Genomic DNA, 19,116 nt, shown 5'->3' with positions numbered 1-19,116 from the left:
GCTGCTCTGTTGGCAGCGTGCCTCCCGATGCAAAGCCTGTAAACACCATGTCGCTAGACGCCTCTGCCTAGAACGCCGTGAGCGCGGTCAGCTCGATGGTGCGATCGCATAGGCCTGAAAGACGGCACCATAGAAGCAGCCGGAAGCGACAAGCACGAAGGCGTGCCAGATGGCGTTCTGGAACGGAAGGGTCTGCCAGACGTGAAAGACCACGCCCAGCGTGTACAGAAGACCGCCCGTCACGATCAGCCACAAGGCGATGCTCGGAAGCTGCGCGATGCTCTCCCAGGCGAAGACGCCGCTCCAGCCGATCAGGAGATGGAGCGCGATCGACAGCCGGTCGTACCGGCCGGGCAGGGCGACCTTGAGTAGAACCCCGACGGCAGATGCGATCCAGACGACGGCGAGAAGGACGTGCGACACGACGCTTTCGCCCATCCTTACCAGGAAAGGCGTATATGTTCCCGCGATCAAAACGTAGATCGCCGAATGGTCGAAGCGCCGGATCAGCCACTTCCTCGGGGACACCGGCCACATGTTGTAGACAGCAGAGATGATCAGGACTGCCATCAGCGCGGAACCATAGATCGCAACCGGGATCACCGCGGGCACCGGGGCCGCTGCGACGACGCGCGCGATCAGATACGCGACCGCGCCGATGCCCAGCACATGGATCAGGCCATCGGCCCAAAGCTCGGCGCGATTGAAGTGGAAGCGCCCTTGTGTCGGTGGGTTCAATTCATGCCCTTTCGCGGTCGCGCCATGTCGCTTGTAGCCGTCACGGAACGGTGTGGATAGCAAGCGCACCTGCCAAGGATATGACGATAGCCACGGAAGGGGCCCGCCGAGCGATATCCGGCGAGCCCTTCGTGAGTTCTCTGGAGTATCTGGCGACAAAGCAAAAACCGGAATACGACTCGTCCGTCCTTAATTGCGAATGTCAGCAGGAAATTAAAACGGTTGTATTAAAAGATAATCAGCCGAACCTAAACTGTGATAAGATGTTTCACGGGAGATTTTCTTCCGGTTCGGAAAGTCCGACATCATGAAGATTCCAGCAGAACTGAAGCCGGCCGCCTGGGGCGCCGTCGGCGGGGCTATTGCCCTTGCGATCATCGGTTTCACCTGGGGCGGGTGGGTGACGCAGAGCACGGCGGAGCGAGAAGCCAGGACGCGTTCGAGCACCGCTCTTGTGGCGGCTCTCTCGCCGATCTGCGTGGCGAAGTTCCAGCAGCAGACCAATGCGACCGAGCAACTCGCCGAATTCAAGAAGATCAGCTCATGGCAACAGGGTGATTTCATCGCGAAAGGTGGATGGGCGACGATGCCGGGGAGCTCCTCGCCCGATTCTGACGTGGCCAAGGCCTGCGCGGTAGCCCTCGGCGTTCCGAAAACCTGAGAGAGTTCGTTCGTCGCGCGGCACTGCGACCAGTCTGCGCCTTGCCGCGCGAAGCACCTTCTCGGCGTCGCGCGAGGATTGCCCGCAGCACACCGGCATATGCCTGACCCTAGTCAACCCGGGAGGATGATCCGATGAGCCTCCACTTCCCCAATCCAATCCGACGATATGACACCGCACGGGGCTGCGTGTGCTTCTGGGGCTCCGATTCCGCCTTGGAGATCGCATTCGAGGTCGAGCTCGCAGCGTTGCGCAGCATCGACGCTTCGGCGGGCCCGGGCGAAGCATCGATGCTGCGAACATATGATGCGCATCTTGCTGCCATCCGGAAGGCTGCCGGGGCAGCCTATTCCCGCAAGCGCCAGAGCTACCATCGCTTGACTGCCGCCGACTTCTAATCGCGCTCGAGCTTCTCCCCGGACGGCTGGCTCCCGCGCTTTCCGGGGGCTTCCGGCTGCCGCGGCGCGACCTTTCCGGCAGCCGGCGTGGGTTCAGCCGGCGGTGCTGTCGGAGTTTTTGTCGGCTTGTTGGTGTTCGCAGCCGGCTTCGGCTCGATCGCCCTGAAACGGATCATTACTATCCTGTGGTTGGCTGACGCTCGCATGAACTCGGTCCCAGGGGACCGTCGCCCAACAGCTCTGAACGCTATTTCCTCTTTGGCGCTGCGGCCTTCCCGACCACAGCGGCAAGACTGTTGGGGGCGGGAGCTGCAAGCTTTGGCTTGTCCTGCTTCGGCTTCTTGGCCTCTCGGTTTCCGCGTCGTTCGCCTTTAGACATGCCGTTCTCGTCCTCGTTCGGAGATCACGGGGCGCGATCTCTCGGGTCGTACCGGCCGGAGCTGGGCGCCTCGCAGGCAGCCGCCCATTGAAATGCGCATGCGAGATTGCAGGCGCGGATGTCACTCGGGAGAGGCGAGCAAGTGCTCGGTGCAGCGCGGCCGGCTAGCAGCTGCCGCGGCTACCTGGGAGCGAGCCCAGGCAAGTCATGTCGAAGCAGGGTTGCAGCCTAGGCCAAGGCTGAGGAAAGCGCACGTTGTTTCTTCGCGGCCATCCCTTGGGACCCGCGTGCCTTCCGTCCGCCGGGAGTGCATGTGGTTCATCCGAGGATGGACCGATACAGCTCGAGATAACGATCGGCCATTTGGTCGACGGTGAAGCGCGCTGCGACCGCTGCACGGCAGGCGGTGCGGTCGATCTCGGAGAGACGCGCGATCGCAGCCACGGCCTCCTCGACGCTGTCGACCAAGAATCCGGTCACGCCGTGCTCGATCAGCTCAGGCATCGAGCCGCGCCGGGAGGCGATGACGGGCGTGCCGCAGGCCAGCGCCTCGATGACCGACAATCCGAACGGCTCCTCGAAGTTGATCAGGTGCAACAACGCCTTCGCCGAGCCGAGCGCATGCGTGCGGGCGCTGCCGCCGACGGGACCGAGATAGGCCACATTCTCGCTGGCGAGCGCAGGGGCGACCTGCGCGTCGTAGTAGCCGCGGTCCTGGACGATGCCGGCCATGACCAGCCGCCGGCCGGCTGCGCGCGTCGCGGCGATCGCCTCGGCCGCGCCCTTGTCGGGGTGAATGCGCCCGAAGAAGAGCAGGTCGTCGCTTCCAACCGGATCGAAGGGAAAATCCTCGATCCGGATGCCGTGGTGGATCGTCGCCGCATAGCGCAGATCGGCGTGCCGGTCGGCGGCGCTGATCGCGACATAGTGGACCCGGTCCTCATAAGCCTTGAAGGCCGGCAGGATGCGCTCCGAGGAGAAGCCGTGGATCGTCGTCACCACCGGCGTGCCGACCAGGCGCGAGAAGGCGAGCGGTACGAAATCGGCCTGGTTGTGGATCAGGTCGAACTCGCCGGCGCGCTCGAAGACATGGGCGACGTGCAGCAGCTCCCAGACCTTGGCGTCGATCGCCGGATCCTCGGAATAAGGCGCCGGGCAGATGCCGGCCAAGGTGCCGGCCGTATGGCTGTCCCGGGTGGCGAACAGGGTGACGTCGACGCCGTGCGCCACCAGCGCCTCGGTCAGCAGGCTCGTCACCAGCTCCCAGGGGCCGTAATGGTGTGGCGGGGTGCGCCAGGAGATCGGCGCCAGCATGGCGATGCGCATCCGCTCGTCCCTCCCTGTGGTCAGTCGGCGAGCGTCAGGATCACGCCCTCATCGGGTCGCAGCAGCAATGCGCCGTCCTGGACCGGCGTTATGTCGGCGAGCGTGGAGAGGACGGGGCAGTAATCGTGCGCCCATTCCGGCAAGGCCAGGCGTTGCGGTCGCGCCCCGAGATTGAGCGCCACGATCAGGCGCTCCGTACCGTATCGGCGCTCATAGGCGAGTATGTCGTCCTCGGCATCCAGCAGCGCGAAATCGCCGATGGCCAGGGCAGGATGGGCGCGCCGGGCCGCGAGCAGCCAGCGATGCAGCGCCAGCATCGAGGCCGGATCGGCCGATTGGCGCTCCACGTTCCGGGCTGGCCAGTCGGCGTTGAGCGGCAGCCAGGGCGCAGCGGTGCTGAAGCCGGAATGCGCGCTGTCGTCCCACGGCATCGGCGTGCGGACCGGATCGCGCCCAAGGCCCTTGCCCGGCTGGCGCAACTCGCGTGGATCCTGGACCTGATCGGGTGGGATCGGCACATCGCTCAGGCCGAGTTCGTCGCCATAGTAGAGGGTGGGCGTGCCGCGCAGGGTCAGCAACAGCATCGCTGCTATCCTGGCCTGGCTTTCCCCCAATCTGGTCGCGACGCGCGGGCGGTCATGATTGCCGAGCACCCAGTTCGGCCAGGCGCCGGGCGGCAGCGCCGCCTCGTAAGCGGCGATGAGCGCGGCAAGCGAGCGTGCCTGCCAGGGCGCCTCGATCAGCTGGAAATTGAAGGGCAGGTGCACGCCGGGCCGATCCTCGCCGTAATAGCGCATGAGCCGGTCGGCCGGCAGATAGATCTCGCCGATCAGCAGGCGCTCGCCCCGTCCCGCGGTTTGGTATTCGTCCGCAAGGGCACGCATGCCGGCTGCGATGCCATGGATCTCGGGCTGGTCGGTCGAATGCAGCTGGATCAACCGGCCTCTCTCGTCGAGCGCAGGGCTATAGGCCGGGTTCGGCGGATTGTCGGGGAAGTCGGCCGCCTTGATCAGGTGCCAGAGCACATCGATGCGGAAGCCGTCGACGCCGCGGTCGAACCAGAAGCGCAGCACGTCGTGCATTGCCGCCCTCACCGCGGGATTGCGCCAGTTGAGGTCCGGCTGCTGCTTCAGGAAGGCGTGGTAGTAGTACTGGCCGCTGGCCTCGTCCCATTCCCAGGCAGGGCCGCCGAAATCGCTGATCCAGTTGTTGGGTGGCCCGCCTCCTGGGGCAGAGTCGCGCCAGAGATACCAGTCCCGTTTCGGATTGCTGCGCGAGGATCGGCTCTCGGCAAACCAGGGATGCCGGTCGGAGGTATGATTCGGCACGAAATCGAGCAGGACCTTGAGCCCGAGCGCATGGGCCTGCGCGAGCAGGTCGTCAAAATCGGCGAGAGTGCCGAAGCGAGGATCGACGTTGCAGTAATCGGAGACGTCGTAGCCGAAATCGGCCATCGGCGAGGGATAGATCGGTGAAATCCAGATCGCATCGACGCCGAGTTCGGCGAGATGGCCCAGCCGCCGCGTGATACCCGGGAGGTCGCCGATCCCATCGCCGTTGCTGCCCTGGAACGAGCGCGGATAGATCTGGTAGATCACGCCGCTCTGCCACCATGGTGCGGGCGTCATCGCCTCACCGCGCGCGGTCGGGACATGACGACTTCGTTTTCGGGCCGGCTCGCTGCAAACCGGAACAAAAGCCTTGCAGCGACAGTTCGCTCTTCATGACCAATCTCCGCAAGGTTCCATCGATCCGTCCCGATCCGGCCCCCCAGACAGGGAGCCCGCCGGTCGGCGACCACGACATGGAGCTGTCGCTCCCGGTGGATGCCCCGCGCAATGTCGTCAGGAAGCGCCAGCAGCGAGCTGCGCGTTCGTTGGCAGGCCGGCATATCGATGAGGCGCTGTCGGAATTGCCGATCTCCGACCAGGCCAAGGCGTCGCGCAAGGCCAAGCTGATCGAGCTGCCGGCCGATACCCCGATCAAAAGGCTTGCGAAGCGATCCAAGCCCGTTTCGGCCTAGCCAGCGTCTGCGCACCGCTGGACGGCCTTGCTCAGCCATCGGAATCGGGCCGCGCATCGTCGGTAACGCGCCGGCAGGTTCCCCGGGTAAAGCGCTCGATCTCGGCCAGCGCGGCATCGAGCGACCCGAATGGGCCTCGCCGCATCGCTTGCATAGTCGCGATCGCCTGGCCCGCAGGGTAGATCATGAATTCGCCCTCCGCCCTGTCCTCGACATATCCCATCGCTCGACCGAGCAGGTCGGTCAGCAGCCAGGCCGTTCCGTCGGGCTTTCGCGTCACGTCGATGTCCAAGCGATCTCCGTTCGTCGGCCCCCGATCCGAGAGCTCAAGGGGCGGGTTTCAACCAGTCGGGGCAGAGGTCTTATCGCGGAGTAACCCGGAAACGGTGACAGGGCCTGTCAAGCCGGCTGTTTACGCTTGGGCAGTGGTAGCGCCGATGCTGCAGCGGCTCGGTCGGCCGCCTCCTTCTGCAGCCGCAATTCTCTCAAGCGCGCGGTGTTGGCGTCGCGCGTCTGATTGATGGTCTCCGTTTCGGACAGCACGCGATTACGCGACATTGATTGGGTTTGCGTTCTCAGGAACGCGGCATCTGCGGTCACGCGGGATTTCGAGTTCTCAGCCAAGTGTCTTCTCCGAAGTGGATGGGTTTGGGGCGGGAGGCCGGCCTCGCAGCGAGCGTCACCCGACGGGGCTGCGCGCCGATCGGGGGCCGTCCGAAACAATCTGGTCATGGCCGATCGCCCGCTCATGGCCGTCGGCGCCGCGAACGCGGTATTCGCGCTCGCCGCTCGCCCGCGTCGGCATGATCCGCACGATCTCGTAGTCACCGGCACCGGACTGATCGGCGAAGCCGAAGGACAGCCGGACCACGTCTCCCGGCGCGATCGAGCGGTGGGTCGTGGGCTTATCTTGGGTCATGTTCGTGCTCTTTCTCAGGGAAGGCGCCCTGCCGCAGATCAAGCGTTTCGTCGGCGGTGACCGGGCTCAGGGCCTGCAGCAGCGCCTCGATCCTGATCGTCGCGAAATTGCAGTAGGTATCGGAGACCGCATAGGGCAGGACGATCTGGTCCCGGTGGCGCATCGCACCGCAGGTGTAGACGACGTTGGGAACGTAGCCCTCGCGCTCGGACGGCTCCGGCCGGACCAGGGGCTCGCGGGAGCGTGCCAGCACCTTCGACGGATCCCGTTTGTCGAGCAGGACGGCGCCGATCGCATAGCGCCGCACCGGCCCGACGCCATGGGTGAACAAGAGCCAGCCTTCGTCGAGCTCGATCGGCGAGCCGCAGGTGCCGATCTGGATGAACTCCCAGGGGTATTGCGGCTTCAGTATCGCGATGCCGCCGTCCCAATTCATCAGGTCGTCCGAATAAACGAGATAGAGATTCTCATTGTCCTGCCGCGCGATCATGGCGTAGCGGCCGGCAATCTTGCGCGGGAACAGCGCCATGCCCTTGTTCACGGCAGCGCTGCCCCGTAGCGGCGACATCCGGAACGAGAGGAAGTCGGTGGTCTCGATCAGCTCGGAGCGTATCCCCCTGCCGTTATAGGCCGTGTAGGTCGCGCGGAACACGCTTCGCCCGTCCTCGTCGAACTCGACGAAGCGCGCATCCTCGATCCCGTTCGACTGCGAAGCCGTGATCGGAAAGATCACCCGCTCGCTGATGTCGCCGTCCGGAGAGAACGCCACTTCGACGTCGTCGCCATCGAGGCGCACCATCCGATTGCGGAAAGTGGCGATCGTTGCGAGGCGCGAGGTCGGATCGACGCTCAGGCTGCCGTCGGCGGCGATCGTGCCGGAGCGGAAGGTCAGGGACGAGATGTGTCCCTCGCCGACCGCGCGCAGGCTGAGGACGAAGCGGCGCCCGCCCGGCGGAGCGCCGGACTGGTCGGGGTGCGAGACGATGCTCGGGTTGAAGAGGGCCGCTGCCTCGAACGAATACTCGTGCAGGAAATAGGATCCGACCAGCTGGCGCTGCGTCCTGCTGAACTCGCAATGCGTGGTGAATATCTCCTCCATCTCGTCGGCGCGCGCCTCGAAGCGTTCCAGCAGATTCCGGTGCCGGCCGTTGAAGTTCTCCAGCACCTCGGCGAGCTGGCTTGCGGCCGCATCTTGGCTCAGGCTCATCACGCGCGCGACGATGTGGTTCGCCCGCAGCTTGTCGGTCGGGTTCATGTCGCGCGGATCGGGCGAGGGCCCGAAACGACGCACCACGACCCGAGCGGGATCGGGGTACAGGTGCAAGGCCTGCCGGTTCAGGAAGGTGGCTTGCGGCACGTCGGCCCCAGTTCGGTTTGTGCGGATCGCCGGAGGCTCAGGCGTGCAAGACCCGAAGCGGCGCCAGTTTCGGGCGGTCCCCACTCATGCGGGAGAGCTGGCGAATCTCGGCGAGGCTGAAAAGGTAGGATACCACGGATTCGCCGCCGCGGTTCTCATTCGGCCGATCGCGGTGGAGACCATCGCGGCAGGCGCCGGTTTCGAGATCGACCAGCGGTGTCGACAGATCGTTCTCGCCCATGAACCAGGCGAAGGCGCGCACTGCTTCCGCCCGCCATTGCGCGTCACCATCGGCACGCCAGGCGGCAAGGCAGGCCGATATGGTCGCCGTGGCCTCAAGGGGCTGCTGGTCGAACGCCTTCGGTGGGCTGAGCCTGTCGCCGAAGCTCTCCGAACCCACCGGCCGGAACAGGCCGGCAGGTGTGCTCTGCACCCCAACGAGCCAGCGCAGCGAGCGCAGGCCGGCCTCGACATAGGCAGGGGCCTGCATCGAAAGCCCAGTAGCGATCAGGGCCTGGGGCAATCGGGCATTGTCATAGGAGAGACCTTCCTCGAACCAGACCCAGTCCGGCGTCTCGACCGTCGACAGCAAAGCGAGCAGACGGTCCGCCAGCAGGGAGCGCAGCTGGATGGTGGAGGATGGCGCCGCGACCACGGCGCAGTAGGCGTCGAGGCCGAGCAGGGCGAATCCCCAGGCCCGAGGCGAACTGAAGCTCTCGACCGCGGGCAGCGCTTCGGCGAACAGCGCGGCGGCCCAGCGCCGCCGTGACGGGCTGGTGTCGCTGCGCGCGCATTCTCCGAGAGCCCAGAGCGTCCGGCCGTGGCTGTCCTCCGAGCCGACCTCCTCGAGCCAGCGCCGATCGAAGCTCATGAAGTTGCGGAAGCTCCGCGCCTGCGGATTCCAGGCATGCTGGACGAAGGAAGCGAACCGCGCCGTCAGAGGCTCTGGCAGGTGCTGCTCACCGGCGCTGCCGAGAAGGCAGGACAGCAGCAGCGCCCGGGCATTGTCGTCGACGCAGTAGCCATGCGCGCGGTCCGGCACGGAGTGGACGGCGTGCTGGAAGAGGCCAGTGTCGTCGCACATGCAGTGGAGGTGATCCGTCCGCAGCTCCGGCGGCGCGGAAGGCTGAAGGGATGGTCTTGCCTGCGCCGTCCCGGCAATCACGTTCAGCAAACGGCTACGCCGCGCCGTCTCGAATGTGGTGAGATAGCGCTTTGCGGTCTGCTCCCAGGTCATGGAGCGGCTGCTGGCATAGGCGCGCCGGCGCATAGCCTGTCGCCTGGTCGAGTCGGTCAGCAATCCTGCGATCTCGTTGCCGGTCGCGACCACGTCGCTGAACGGCACCAGCACGCCACGGCCATCGGCGAGCAGTTCCTGGGCATGCCAATAGGGCGTCGAGACGACCGCTTTTCCAAGCCCGAAGCTGTAGGCCAGCGTGCCCGAGGTCATCTGCGCCTCGTTGAGATAGGGCGTCACGTAGACGTCGCACATCGCGATGAAGCCGAGCAGGGTCTCGCGGTCGACGAACTGATCGAGGAAGACGACGTGGTCCTCGATCCCGAGTTCATGGACGCGATTCTGCAAGCCGATGCGATAGGTTTCGCCCTGCTCGCGGACGAGATGGGGGTGAGTGGCTCCCAGGACGACATAGACGGCATCGGGCCGGCGTCTCAGGATCGACGGCATCGCGTCGATCATCACCTCGATGCCCTTGTTGGGCGAGAGCAGGCCGAAGGTCAGGATCACCGAGCGGCCGGCGAAGCCGAGCCTGGCCTTGGCCTCGTCAGGCTCGACGAAAGCGAAATCGGGGATGCCGTGCGCGATCACCTCGATCTTGTCGGCGGGAAGCCGATAGATGGTGCGCAGCATGTCGCGCCCCTTCTCCGCCATGACGACGACACGGGACGAGGCGTCGACGATCCGCTCCATGACGCCGCGCTGCGCCGGACTCGGTTTCGACAGGACGGTATGAAGCGTGGTGACGACCGGCATCGTCAGCCGTGGCAGCAATCCGGCGACATGCGCCCCCGCTTCGCCGCCGAAGATGCCGAATTCGTGCTGCAGCGAGACAACGTCGAACCGACCCTCGTTCAGGAAGTCGGCAGCGCGCGCATAATCCTCTATTCGGTCATCGTTGATCTGGAACCCGACAGAGTCCGGATAGTCGTAACCATCGCTATCGTTCATCGCCACGATCGAGGTCGCCAGACCGGGGTCCGACGCGGCGACCGCCTGCTGCAGATCCGTGGTGAAGGTCGCGATGCCGCAGCGGCGTGGCAGCGAGTTGCCGATAAAGGCGATCCGGTGGAGTGCGGTCATGCTCGTGCCTCTGTGGTTGGACTCTGCGCATTCGCCCTCGCGGCGAGCAGCAGAGGCCGGTGAATCGTGCTGTGGGCCGGGGCGGTCGCATTTCGGACTGCGATCGGCCGAAGAAGGTCATGGTCGGGCGAGGCGGCATCATAGGCGACCAGGCAAGTCAGGCCGGTTCGCCCGGCGGCGAGATGCGTGGTCTGCGCCTGCACGAAGCAGCCTTCGCCTATTTGCGCCCGCCACGGCCCGATCCGGCCCTCTCCGGCGATCACCAGCAGCCAAGTCTCCGCCTGCGCGCGCAATTCCCATAGGGATTCCGGCGCAAGCTCGAAGCGCTCAAGAGTGAAAAACGAGGTCGCCAGAAGTAGTGTCCTGGCATCGCTCAGCCGTCGCGTCGGCGCCTGCTTTGCAGCCGGCGCTGCATAGGCGGCGGCAACACCGAGCTCGATATGGAGCTCGCGCTGGCGACCGTGATCGAACAGGCGGAACGTCGTATCGCTGCGCTGCTGGATCTCGGCAAGCACGAGGCCTGGACCGATCGCATGTATCGTCCCCGCCGGCACGAAGATCACATCTCCCGCCGCGGCGGTTCGCCAGGACATGCGCTCGGCGATCGAGCCGTCCTCGATCGCAATTCGCAATTGCGCCTGCGAGAGCGACGACTGCAGGCCGAGCGCCACCGTGGCGCCGGGCTCGGCAGCGAGCACATACCAGGCTTCGGTCTTGCCGCGGGCAAGCCCCATCGCGTGGGCTGCGTCATCATCCGGATGAACTTGGATCGAGAGGGCTTCGCGCGTGAACAGCAGCTTGAGGAGCAAAGCGGGCTCAAGAGCCGAATCATGCCGCTGCAACCAGATTTCGCCGACGGCGACGTCTTGATGATTGATACCGCTCCACGGCAGGAGGTCGTGTGACCCCCAGGGTTTTGGTACGGCCTGCAAGCGAGCCAATTCGAGGGCCATGGCGAACTCCAAAATCGCCGGGCTTCGACGGTTCGACGGGATTGTCGAACGATGCTGCGGCGGGGCCGGCAAGGCGTGGATGTCGGCGGGGGGACCGCTCTTTGCGGGCCTTGTCTTTATGTGGGCGCCTGAACTCCGGCGCGGAGCTCTCAGCTCCTGGTGATCAAGGCAGCTGCTGGTCGTTTTCAAAGGGCCGTAGCGATGTCGGTGGACTCGATGGGAGCCATCGGATGTGTAGAACCGGGCATTAAGATAGCCGGCAAATTGATGAAGCCACACACGCCGCCAAGCCAGCCTGCACATGCTCTCGATTGCTTCCTCGTCGTAGTCGATCCGGCATTCCCTGGCCGGAAACGAGTCTCGAGGTCAGGCAACAAGAATGGCGCGAAAAGTGGACGGCGACCTGCTCGGCGCGATTGGTCGCTGCGGTTCCTTCCAAAACAGGCAGAGTTTTCTGACGAGCGAAGTAAGGCGCGCCGGGCGGCAGCCAGGCCGCTCGCGGCCAGTAATTTTAATACCGACCGGCCACGCTCGAAAATGGGATAAATTTCGCCTGATACAAGGCTTAAAAATAATTCTCTCTCAGATCGATCGTAAAACGTATTTCTAATTGGATATTTTATTGGCCGAAATTTCCTTTAAAACATTGATCTCGGGGAGTAATATCTAAAATATATGATCTTTGGCTGTTTATTATTTTTTACCTCTACCGGTTTGGAAGGTGATTTCCCATATCAATGACACGCTGCGCTCGCAGACGCGGACATGATGGAGCTGGCAGACTGTCATTCCGAGCGTGTGCGGTGTGCCCGCCCTCGCGCAGAAGGATTCGACCCATGGCTCGTTTGATCACGAAGACAGGACAGCGTGCCGAGATGGTCTGCGACATGTCGACTGAGAGATCGGGCAAGCTCATCTGCGACCCGAGCATATTGGCTTTCGCCGACCTTCAAGGCGACCTGATGCTCGAGACCGATGACGGTGGGCGGTGCCATATCAGGATCACGTCGATCGGCGCGGACCATCTGACTTTTGCCGGACGTGTGATCGAACGTGTCTGAGGTCAGGTTTCGGCGATAGCCAGTGTCTCAGCCCTGCTGACGATCGGACTGCGGAAGTCACTCAGCGAATGGAGCCAGGCAATGCGCTGTCGTGCGAGCTCGGCAGGCATGATTTGCGAGCCCAGTTCAAAATCGCGCCGCTAATACAAGGGCCGGGCATATTCACCAGAGCAGAATTTCGGAACCAGCAATGACCAACGTCACGTCACATTGGAACTTGTACTGGGTTTGGCTTTTGAGCCGATATCCGGTCTGGCTGGCCTATGGCGGGCTCATTGCAGCCATGTCGCTGGTTTTTGCCGTCGTATCGCATTGAACCCGATTGATCACCAAAGCATAGAGGCCGAAATCGCGGGCTCCGGCTATGCTTCCGAACCCGTCGGTTCGGCGCTGACTTATGGCCTGATCAGCGTCTGCCTTTTCGGAGTGGCCGTTTGGGGTGTCGGGAAGTTCTACAGTATCGAACTGTTTCCGCACGCAACGCCACTCGCCGTCAGCGCCTTGCTACCATTCGCATTCGGTCTGTGGCTGAGGCAAAGGCGGAAACGCCACTACCTGCGCGCTCGTTCGGTGGAGCGAGGGGGCACGAGCAGCAATCCACTAACATGCTTGGATTCGCCAGCTTCGTGAACGGCACAAAGCGCCAACGTCTGCGGCTTGTGCGGGTGGGCGTTGAGGACTTGCGCGTCTTTCTCAGCCTGTGGGCGGTCTGGCTAGCCGACACTGGCACCGCTCAAGCGCTCGAAGCGCTAAGCCCAGGCTACTTTCAGGCAGCAGAGTGAACTTGGCCGACGCTGCCATAGATCAAATCCGATCATAGAGAGACTATAGCCAGAAAGGTCCGGTTTGAGCGCCTGAAGAGCACATTGCGTAGAAGTTGGGGTTCTCAGCTAGGGAAGCATTGCCAACCCAACTGTGAATGTTCAGCTAGCGGCGGAATCAGGCTCCCAGGCGCAGGTGGTGAGTGTCCGCTGTTTGGCGGCTGTCCAATGTCCGGAAGTGGCGCACTGCCGAAGGATTGACCTTAGCAGCCGACCTTGCTCATTTCCGTTGGTTAGCGCGGATTTGAACAGGCATGGCCTTCGGCGTCTTTATCCATCGTCAAGATTCGATCTACGACGACAGCCCGGCAGAGCGGTATCAGTTCCCGCGTCAATATCTCGGCCGCGTGCAAGCCTGCATCGGCGACTGGATCATCTACTATGAGCCGCGGAAGGTGAACGGAACGCGCGGCTACTTCGCGGTGGCGAAGGTCCAGCAGGCGATTCCCGATCCGGCCGCGCCGGATATGTACATCGCCGTCATCGAGCCAGGCAGTTATCTCGATTTCGCCAACCCCGTTCCGTTCGCCGATGCCCAGGGCGTGATCGAGCGCGGCGTCCTGAACGAGGAGGGGCGCATTTCTGGCCGCGCCCAAGCGGCTGTGCGCCCGCTCTCGCCAGCGGACTTCGATCGAATTACTAGCCTCGGCTTGGAAGATCAGGCTCCGTTGTTGCCCCGCCTTGAGAATGCAGCATTGGGCGGCTTCGCGGAGGAGCAGGCTCCGTTTCTGTTCGAGCAGGATCGCGAGCGGGCGAGCTTCCTTAGCTCCCGGATCGTTCGCGACCGGGTGTTCCGCCGTGTCGTTCTGCGCGCTTATAACGAGCGCTGCGCGATCACTGGTCTCAAGCTGATCAATGGCGGCGGCCGGGCCGAGGTCGCTGCGGCTCATATTCGTCCCGTCGAAGCGAAGGGGCCGGACATCGTCAACAACGGCCTCGCCTTATCGGGGACCGCTCACTGGATGTTCGATCGCGGCTTGATCAGCCTGTCGGACGATCTCGACATCCTAGTCTCGCGGCAAGCCAATGACCCAGATGGGATACGCAGCTTCATCAACCGGACTGGTCGAGCACTACCGCCGTTGCGAGCCCACGATCGTCCGCACTCGCATTTCCTGCAGTGGCATCGGGAAAATTGCTTCAAACAGTGAGGGTTAGCGGGAGCGGCGCGAGAGGTCCTGTGCGGCTCCTGATCGTACTTGTAACCGCGAGGTAACCACGGGCTTTCGGAGCCCTTCGGAAATGGTCTCCAATCTCGCAGGCCCAAAAAGCAAAAAGCGCCGGGAAACCCGACGCTTACGTGCCTCTCAAGCCTGAGAAATGTCTGGAGCGGGCGAAGGGATTCGAACCCTCGACCCCAACCTTGGCAACGGGTCCGGGTCGTTTTCGCCACCACAGGTCGTTGCACGATATAATACGAAAAACCCCTACGCATCAAGTGCTTATCTTGACCGGCCTGCCGCCGGGGCTACGCTGGAAAAACCCAGGATTTCCGGTCGTCTGCTTCCCCCCTGCTTCCCCGGCCATGTTGCACCTGCGTGGGGAAGCAAATCGGCCCGGCCGCGCGCGCCGCCCCTCCCACAAGCAATTGACCATGAATAGGAAATCGCCACGACGGGAGGCCTCAGATGCCGAAACTGACCAAGAAAATCGTTGATGCACTGCAACATGAACCTGATCGCGACGTCTTCGCCTGGGATGCGGAGGTGCGCGGCTTCGGGGTACGCCTGAAGCCGTCGGGCACGCGGACCTTCCTGATCCAGTACCGCAACGCCGAGCGCCGGACCCGGCGCTTCGTCATCGGCCAGTACGGCATCTTGACCGTCGAGCTCGCGCGCGACCTCGCCAAGAGGAAGCTGGCCTCCGTGATCGACGGCGGCGACCCCGCGGCCGAGCGGCGCGCGGCCCGCGAAGGCATGACCGTCGCGGAGGTCTGTGACTGGTATCTCGAGGAGGCGGAGGCCGGGCGCCTCCTCGGTCGCAACCGTCGCCCGATCAAGGCGTCGTCCGTCGCCGGCGACCGCAGCCGCATCGACCAGCATATCAGGCCGCTGATCGGGACCCGGATCGTCAGCCACCTGAAGCTCGCCGATATCGAGCGGCTGCAGGCTGATATCGCGACAGGCAAGACGGCGCGCGAAAAGCGCACCGGCCGCGGCGGGCGAACCGCGGGTGGTGCCGGCGTCGCCGGCCGCGCCATGAGCACGCTGCGCAGCCTGCTCAACCATGCCCGCCGGCTCGGCATCATCGAGCAGAGTCCGGCGAACGGGGTCCGGGTCATCGCCTCGAACCGGCTGAAGCGGCGCCTCAGCGTCGGCGAGGTCCGCCATCTCGGCAAGGTCATGATCCAGATGGAACGCGAGGGCGAGCACCCCATCGGGCTGGCGGCGATCCGCACGATGCTGCTGACCGGCTTCCGGCGCATGGAAGTGCTGGCGATGCGCAAGGCCTGGATCGAGCCCGACGACAACTGCGTCGCCTTCCCCGACACCAAGTCGGGCGCGCAGATGCGGGCCGCGGGCGACGCGGCGATCACCCTGCTGCTGAGCCAGGGGCAACGCAGCTCCTCGCCCTTCATCTTCCCCGCCGATTGGGGCGAGGGTCATTTCATCGGCGTCGTGCGCGTGCTCGATCGTGTCTGCGTGCGGGCCGGCCTAGAGCGCGTAACGCCGCATGTGCTGCGCCATACCTTTGCCAGCATCGCGGCCTCGCTTGGGTTCAGCGAACTCACGATCTCGGGCCTGCTCGGCCATGGCCCGCGCGGCGTGACACAGCGCTACGTCCATCTTGACGCCGCGCTGGTTATCGCCGCCGATCAGGTTGCGGCCGAAATTGCTCGATTGCTGGATGGCGGCGAGGTCCTGTCGATGAAAGAGGCCAAGCGCCTGCGCTCGACGGACTGGGCCAGGTCGTTCGCGGGGCCGCAGCATTCTCGGTGAGGGCTCAAGCATGGCATTTCGCGTCTTGATCATCGGCGGCACGGGGCAGGTCGGAGGCGCGGTGATGCGCGCCCTGGCAGCCGAGCCGTCCTGCGCTGAGGTCGTGATGGTCAATCGCAGGGCGTCATCCCTGAACGCCGATCCCCGTATGCGGCAGGTGATCCTGGATACGGCGGATGCGGGGTTTCCGGCAGAGGTGGCCGAGATTGCACGAGGCATGGTCGCGCAGAGAGATCCCGTCTACGGAGCATCCTGCGTCGGCGTAGGCCAAGGCAGCATGAAGTGGAGCGAAGACGCGCTGAAGGCCCTCGAAATCGGCGTGGTCGGTGGTTTTGCCCGCGGCTGTCATGCCGGCGGCATCACGCGATTTGCGCTGCTCTCGGCGGCGGGAAGCTCGCCCAAAAGCAGGATCCGCTATGCGCGGATCATGGGTCTGAAGGAAGAGGCCGTCGCAAGAGTCGGCTTCCAGCGCCTCGCGATCTTTCGTCCAGGAATTATCGCGGGCAATGTTCACACCCCAGGCTACGTCGCCTGGCTGGGGCGCCTTGTTCCGGGATCATTCGGCGTGATCGAGCAGGAAGATATCGGTCGCGCCTTCGCGGCTGAATTCGCCAATAGCTCGGCTCCGAACGGGATCGTCTATCTCGGAAACGATGCGATGAGACGGAGCCGTTCTCGGTCGCTGTGATTGCGGGGCTTTGGCCTTTGTGAAGTCGAGCAGCCGACGGTCAACAATCGCGTGATGCTCCATGCCGATGGGATGCGAGCGAGGTTGTGTATCGCCTTGCATCATCCTTATCCGTCCGGTTCGCTTCGCGCAGTGATATGTTTGCAGATCATTTATGGCTGACATGATCCTTAAACGGATCTAGCTCCTTGACGTGGATGCAAGAAAGATATCTATACGTATCAATCGCGCTCGATATGAAACGTATAGGTTTCATCATGCCATCGGAATCGGCGGCCCTTCTGGACATAGGCCGCCTGCTGAAGCAGGCGCGGTTGGCCGCGTCGCTGACCCAGGAACAGGTCGCGGACCTCGCTGGCATCTCGCGCCCGCGCTATCGCGACATCGAAACGGGCGCGGCCGCGGCGCGCGCGACCACCTTGATGAACATTACCCGTGCCCTCGGCCTGGAGATGATGCTGATCCCGCAAGCCATGGTTCCGGCGGTCAGATCCTTGCTGCAGCCGTATGCCGACGACGATCTGCCTGCCTTTGCTCCCCGACCCGAGGAGGGCGATCGTGGCTCTCAGGTTTGAAGGGCCGGCGGCCATCCCCTCCCTTGACGTGCTGCTGCACGAGCTGAAGGTCGGAACGATCGTCAGGACGCCGGGCGACTTCAACGCCTTCAACTTTGACGATGCCTATCGGGCGACCGGTGGCCTTCCCATCCTCAGCCTGTCTTTCCAGGCCGCGGCCGGCGGGCTGCGCAGGGATCCCAAGCCGCTCGCCGGAGCCCTGCCGGCGTTCTTCGCCAACCTCCTGCCGGAAGACAAGCTGCGCGAGGCGATGGAACAGCACCACGCCGGTCATGTGCGCGCCGGAAACGATTTCGACCTGCTCGCCGCCCTGGGCGCCGACCTTCCCGGTGCCGTACGTGTCCTGCCGAGCGACGGCACGACGGCGGTGGCAGAGGACGCCTCGAAGGACAAGCCGAAAGCCCGGTTTTCGCTGGCGGGCGTGCAGATGAAGCTCTCCGTCATGAAGAACACCGGCAAGGGAGGTGGCCTGACCCTGCCGATGGGCGATGAGCAAGGCCAGTACATCGCCAAGTTCCCCTCGACGGCCTTTCCCGGCGTTTCCGAAAACGAGTTCGCCAACCTTGCCTTGGCGGCGGCGATCGGCATGGAGGTGCCCGAGCGCGAGCTTGTCGAAAAATCGGACTTCGAGGGCATTCCCAAGGAGTTCGACACGCTGTCGGACGGCAAGGTCCTCCTCGTCAAACGTTTCGATCGCGGCGCTGGTGGCGAACGCATCCATATCGAGGATTTCGCGCAGGTTTTCGGGGTCTATCCATCACGCAAATATGATGGTGCCGCCTATCACGACATTGCTGCGGCCTTGAGCGCCGCCGTCGCGCCTGCGGCTGCGCTCGAATTCGTGCGCCGCCTAGCGCTCATGGCGATCACCGGCAACGGTGACATGCACCTCAAGAACTGGTCGCTGATCTATCGGGGGGCTGGCGACAAGCCCGAGCTCGCGCCGATCTATGACGTCCTGTCGACCGTCCCCTATCTTCCCGCCGACGCGCTAGCCCTGTCGCTCGGCGGTGAACGCTCCTTCAAGGCGCTCGCCGCGCCACGGTGGAAGGCGTTCGCCAATCGCGCAAGACTTCCCGAGCCGGCCGTACTGAAGGCCGTGGTCGACGTCGTCGAACGCGTCAACGCGCATTGGTGGGGCATTCCGGAACGGGCTGTCGTTCCCGCGAATGTGCTCGAGCGGATCGACGAGCACATCAGGACGATGACGCCGATCCTGAGCACCTGCGCCGCATAGGGAGTCTGTACCGGTGTGACGGGGCCGAGCGAACTCTCTCGGTGTCCCCGAACTGACGATTTCGGGCTCGCGCTTTTGAAAGGCGGCGCGCCTGCTAATCGGGTTTGCCGTATTTGGACTTGTAACGCTCTTCCGGGGCCAACCACTCCGCCAAAAAGGCGAGAGGATCCAGACCCCCAACCATCGACCGTGCTAAGGCAAGACGCTCGGCGAGGTGAGCGCGACGTTCGCCAAGACCCGTCCCTCGCTGCCGTTCATCGCCGATGACATCCTCGAGACCTTCGACGATTTCCGCTCAGAGGAGGCTTGCCGTCTTCTCGCCGAAATGGCCGAGACCGGGCAGGTTATCGTGGCCACTCACCACCGTCACCTCATCGACATTGCTCGCGGGATGTGCCCCGCTATTACCGTCCACGAACTGCCCATCTGAAGGCGAGCGGACATCCGATTATAGCGGGGTTCGACAGGCTCATGTTCTATCTGGCAGAACGTGTCCGGAGCTTGTGCGGGCGAGCTCCCCCAAGTTGAGGCCGCTCTGGTGAACGAGTTTCCATTTTGGGCCGCGGCGGGTCAGCAAGGCATACTTTCCGCCAGCCAAACGACGAGGACTTGGCCTTAGCGCGTCCGGCGCGATAAAAGTTCGGTCCGCGATGCCCACAGAAAGATTCTCCGCCCAACAGAGCAAGCGCGCGCCGTTGCAGCGGACGTGTTAGAATCGTCG

At 63.9% G+C, this 19,116-nt stretch carries 18 protein-coding genes and 1 pseudogene; 10 read left to right on the top strand and 9 right to left on the bottom strand.

Annotated elements, in window-relative coordinates; genetic code table 11:
* Positions 1 to 87: 87 nt before the first annotated feature.
* A complete protein-coding gene (gene trhA / locus ACWIGM_RS07310; protein WP_454025466.1) occupies positions 88 to 738 on the bottom strand; it encodes a PAQR family membrane homeostasis protein TrhA in 651 nt (216 codons plus the stop codon).
* Between the two features lie 307 nt (positions 739 to 1,045).
* Here trhA and ACWIGM_RS07305 point away from each other — a divergent pair, with 307 nt between their 5' ends.
* Positions 1,046 to 1,399 carry a hypothetical protein gene (locus ACWIGM_RS07305; protein WP_454025225.1) on the top strand — a complete coding sequence of 118 codons (354 nt, stop codon included), beginning with the start codon at positions 1,046 to 1,048 and terminating at the stop codon, positions 1,397 to 1,399.
* A gap of 134 nt (positions 1,400 to 1,533) precedes the next feature.
* A complete protein-coding gene (locus ACWIGM_RS07300; RefSeq protein ID WP_454025224.1) occupies positions 1,534 to 1,797 on the top strand; it encodes a DUF1488 family protein in 264 nt (87 codons plus the stop codon).
* Between the two features lie 697 nt (positions 1,798 to 2,494).
* Here ACWIGM_RS07300 and ACWIGM_RS07295 read toward each other — a convergent pair.
* Both ACWIGM_RS07295 and ACWIGM_RS07290 read right to left on the bottom strand, forming a co-directional pair.
* The gene (locus ACWIGM_RS07295; RefSeq protein WP_454025223.1) at positions 2,495 to 3,502 is read right to left on the bottom strand and encodes a glycosyltransferase family 4 protein; all 1,008 of its coding nucleotides are present in this window, start codon (positions 3,500 to 3,502) and stop codon (positions 2,495 to 2,497) included.
* 20 nt (positions 3,503 to 3,522) lie between these two features.
* A complete protein-coding gene (locus tag ACWIGM_RS07290) occupies positions 3,523 to 5,130 on the bottom strand; it encodes an alpha-amylase family glycosyl hydrolase (RefSeq protein ID WP_454025222.1) in 1,608 nt (535 codons plus the stop codon).
* A gap of 176 nt (positions 5,131 to 5,306) precedes the next feature.
* On the opposite strand from ACWIGM_RS07290, the gene ACWIGM_RS07285 reads away from it, so the two are divergent.
* The gene (locus ACWIGM_RS07285; protein ID WP_454025221.1) at positions 5,307 to 5,525 is read left to right on the top strand and encodes a hypothetical protein; all 219 of its coding nucleotides are present in this window, start codon (positions 5,307 to 5,309) and stop codon (positions 5,523 to 5,525) included.
* A 31-nt stretch (positions 5,526 to 5,556) separates the two neighbouring features.
* Here the strand turns inward: ACWIGM_RS07285 and ACWIGM_RS07280 are convergent, their stop codons facing one another.
* The 6 genes from ACWIGM_RS07280 to ACWIGM_RS07255 form a co-directional block, all read right to left on the bottom strand.
* Positions 5,557 to 5,817: a hypothetical protein gene (locus ACWIGM_RS07280; protein ID WP_137879085.1), complete on the bottom strand. Its 261-nt coding sequence runs from the start codon at positions 5,815 to 5,817 to the stop codon at positions 5,557 to 5,559.
* A 107-nt stretch (positions 5,818 to 5,924) separates the two neighbouring features.
* Positions 5,925 to 6,149 (bottom strand): hypothetical protein, encoded by a 225-nt coding sequence (locus ACWIGM_RS07275; RefSeq protein WP_454025220.1) that lies wholly within the window; start codon positions 6,147 to 6,149, stop codon positions 5,925 to 5,927.
* A gap of 55 nt (positions 6,150 to 6,204) precedes the next feature.
* Positions 6,205 to 6,444, bottom strand: a complete 240-nt coding sequence (locus ACWIGM_RS07270; RefSeq protein ID WP_454025219.1) for a hypothetical protein — start codon at positions 6,442 to 6,444, stop codon at positions 6,205 to 6,207.
* A complete protein-coding gene (locus tag ACWIGM_RS07265; RefSeq protein ID WP_454025218.1) occupies positions 6,431 to 7,801 on the bottom strand; it encodes a glycoside hydrolase family 130 protein in 1,371 nt (456 codons plus the stop codon). Before ACWIGM_RS07265 ends, ACWIGM_RS07270 begins: the two co-directional genes overlap by 14 nt.
* Before the next feature lie 37 nt (positions 7,802 to 7,838).
* Entirely contained in the window at positions 7,839 to 10,121 is a 2,283-nt protein-coding gene (locus ACWIGM_RS07260) for a glycosyltransferase family 4 protein (protein WP_454025217.1), read from the bottom strand.
* The gene (locus ACWIGM_RS07255; RefSeq protein ID WP_454025216.1) at positions 10,118 to 11,146 is read right to left on the bottom strand and encodes a class I mannose-6-phosphate isomerase; all 1,029 of its coding nucleotides are present in this window, start codon (positions 11,144 to 11,146) and stop codon (positions 10,118 to 10,120) included. Before ACWIGM_RS07255 ends, ACWIGM_RS07260 begins: the two co-directional genes overlap by 4 nt.
* Before the next feature lie 764 nt (positions 11,147 to 11,910).
* Between ACWIGM_RS07255 and ACWIGM_RS07250 the strand changes: the two genes are divergently transcribed.
* The 7 genes and pseudogenes from ACWIGM_RS07250 to ACWIGM_RS07220 all read left to right on the top strand — a co-directional run.
* Positions 11,911 to 12,135, top strand: coding sequence for a hypothetical protein (locus tag ACWIGM_RS07250; RefSeq protein WP_454025215.1), 225 nt, complete (start codon positions 11,911 to 11,913; stop codon positions 12,133 to 12,135).
* Between the two features lie 1,075 nt (positions 12,136 to 13,210).
* Positions 13,211 to 14,107, top strand: coding sequence for an HNH endonuclease (locus ACWIGM_RS07245; RefSeq protein WP_454025214.1), 897 nt, complete (start codon positions 13,211 to 13,213; stop codon positions 14,105 to 14,107).
* A gap of 477 nt (positions 14,108 to 14,584) precedes the next feature.
* Positions 14,585 to 15,895 carry a tyrosine-type recombinase/integrase gene (locus ACWIGM_RS07240; protein WP_454025213.1) on the top strand — a complete coding sequence of 437 codons (1,311 nt, stop codon included), beginning with the start codon at positions 14,585 to 14,587 and terminating at the stop codon, positions 15,893 to 15,895.
* 10 nt (positions 15,896 to 15,905) lie between these two features.
* Positions 15,906 to 16,583, top strand: coding sequence for a Rossmann-fold NAD(P)-binding domain-containing protein (locus tag ACWIGM_RS07235; RefSeq protein ID WP_454025212.1), 678 nt, complete (start codon positions 15,906 to 15,908; stop codon positions 16,581 to 16,583).
* Positions 16,584 to 16,840: 257 nt separating this feature from the next.
* A complete protein-coding gene (locus ACWIGM_RS07230; RefSeq protein ID WP_454025465.1) occupies positions 16,841 to 17,158 on the top strand; it encodes a helix-turn-helix domain-containing protein in 318 nt (105 codons plus the stop codon).
* Positions 17,142 to 18,395, top strand: coding sequence for a type II toxin-antitoxin system HipA family toxin (locus ACWIGM_RS07225; RefSeq protein WP_454025211.1), 1,254 nt, complete (start codon positions 17,142 to 17,144; stop codon positions 18,393 to 18,395). Before ACWIGM_RS07230 ends, ACWIGM_RS07225 begins: the two co-directional genes overlap by 17 nt.
* A 229-nt stretch (positions 18,396 to 18,624) precedes the next feature.
* Positions 18,625 to 18,825, top strand: a pseudogene (locus ACWIGM_RS07220) (ATP-binding protein); the annotation flags it as partial.
* Between the last annotated feature and the right edge of the window lie 291 nt (positions 18,826 to 19,116).

This window comes from Allobosea sp. NPDC055332 (genome assembly GCF_053645455.1).
The sequence above is the reverse complement of the archived record's forward strand: the minus strand, read 5'-3'. Positions and strand labels throughout refer to the sequence as shown.

What these genes read in the sequence shown, in the direction of transcription:
- ACWIGM_RS07305 (WP_454025225.1), top strand. Translation starts at nt 1,046, where the DNA reads ATGAAGATTCCAGCAGAACTGAAGCCGGCCGCCTGGGGCGCCGTCGGC.
- ACWIGM_RS07300 (WP_454025224.1), top strand. Translation starts at nt 1,534, where the DNA reads ATGAGCCTCCACTTCCCCAATCCAATCCGACGATATGACACCGCACGG.
- ACWIGM_RS07295 (WP_454025223.1), bottom strand. Translation starts at nt 3,502, where the DNA reads ATGCGCATCGCCATGCTGGCGCCGATCTCCTGGCGCACCCCGCCACAC.
- ACWIGM_RS07290 (WP_454025222.1), bottom strand. Translation starts at nt 5,130, where the DNA reads ATGACGCCCGCACCATGGTGGCAGAGCGGCGTGATCTACCAGATCTAT.
- ACWIGM_RS07285 (WP_454025221.1), top strand. Translation starts at nt 5,307, where the DNA reads ATGGAGCTGTCGCTCCCGGTGGATGCCCCGCGCAATGTCGTCAGGAAG.
- ACWIGM_RS07270 (WP_454025219.1), bottom strand. Translation starts at nt 6,444, where the DNA reads ATGACCCAAGATAAGCCCACGACCCACCGCTCGATCGCGCCGGGAGAC.
- ACWIGM_RS07260 (WP_454025217.1), bottom strand. Translation starts at nt 10,121, where the DNA reads ATGACCGCACTCCACCGGATCGCCTTTATCGGCAACTCGCTGCCACGC.
- ACWIGM_RS07250 (WP_454025215.1), top strand. Translation starts at nt 11,911, where the DNA reads ATGGCTCGTTTGATCACGAAGACAGGACAGCGTGCCGAGATGGTCTGC.
- ACWIGM_RS07245 (WP_454025214.1), top strand. Translation starts at nt 13,211, where the DNA reads ATGGCCTTCGGCGTCTTTATCCATCGTCAAGATTCGATCTACGACGAC.
- ACWIGM_RS07240 (WP_454025213.1), top strand. Translation starts at nt 14,585, where the DNA reads ATGCCGAAACTGACCAAGAAAATCGTTGATGCACTGCAACATGAACCT.
- ACWIGM_RS07235 (WP_454025212.1), top strand. Translation starts at nt 15,906, where the DNA reads ATGGCATTTCGCGTCTTGATCATCGGCGGCACGGGGCAGGTCGGAGGC.
- ACWIGM_RS07230 (WP_454025465.1), top strand. Translation starts at nt 16,841, where the DNA reads ATGCCATCGGAATCGGCGGCCCTTCTGGACATAGGCCGCCTGCTGAAG.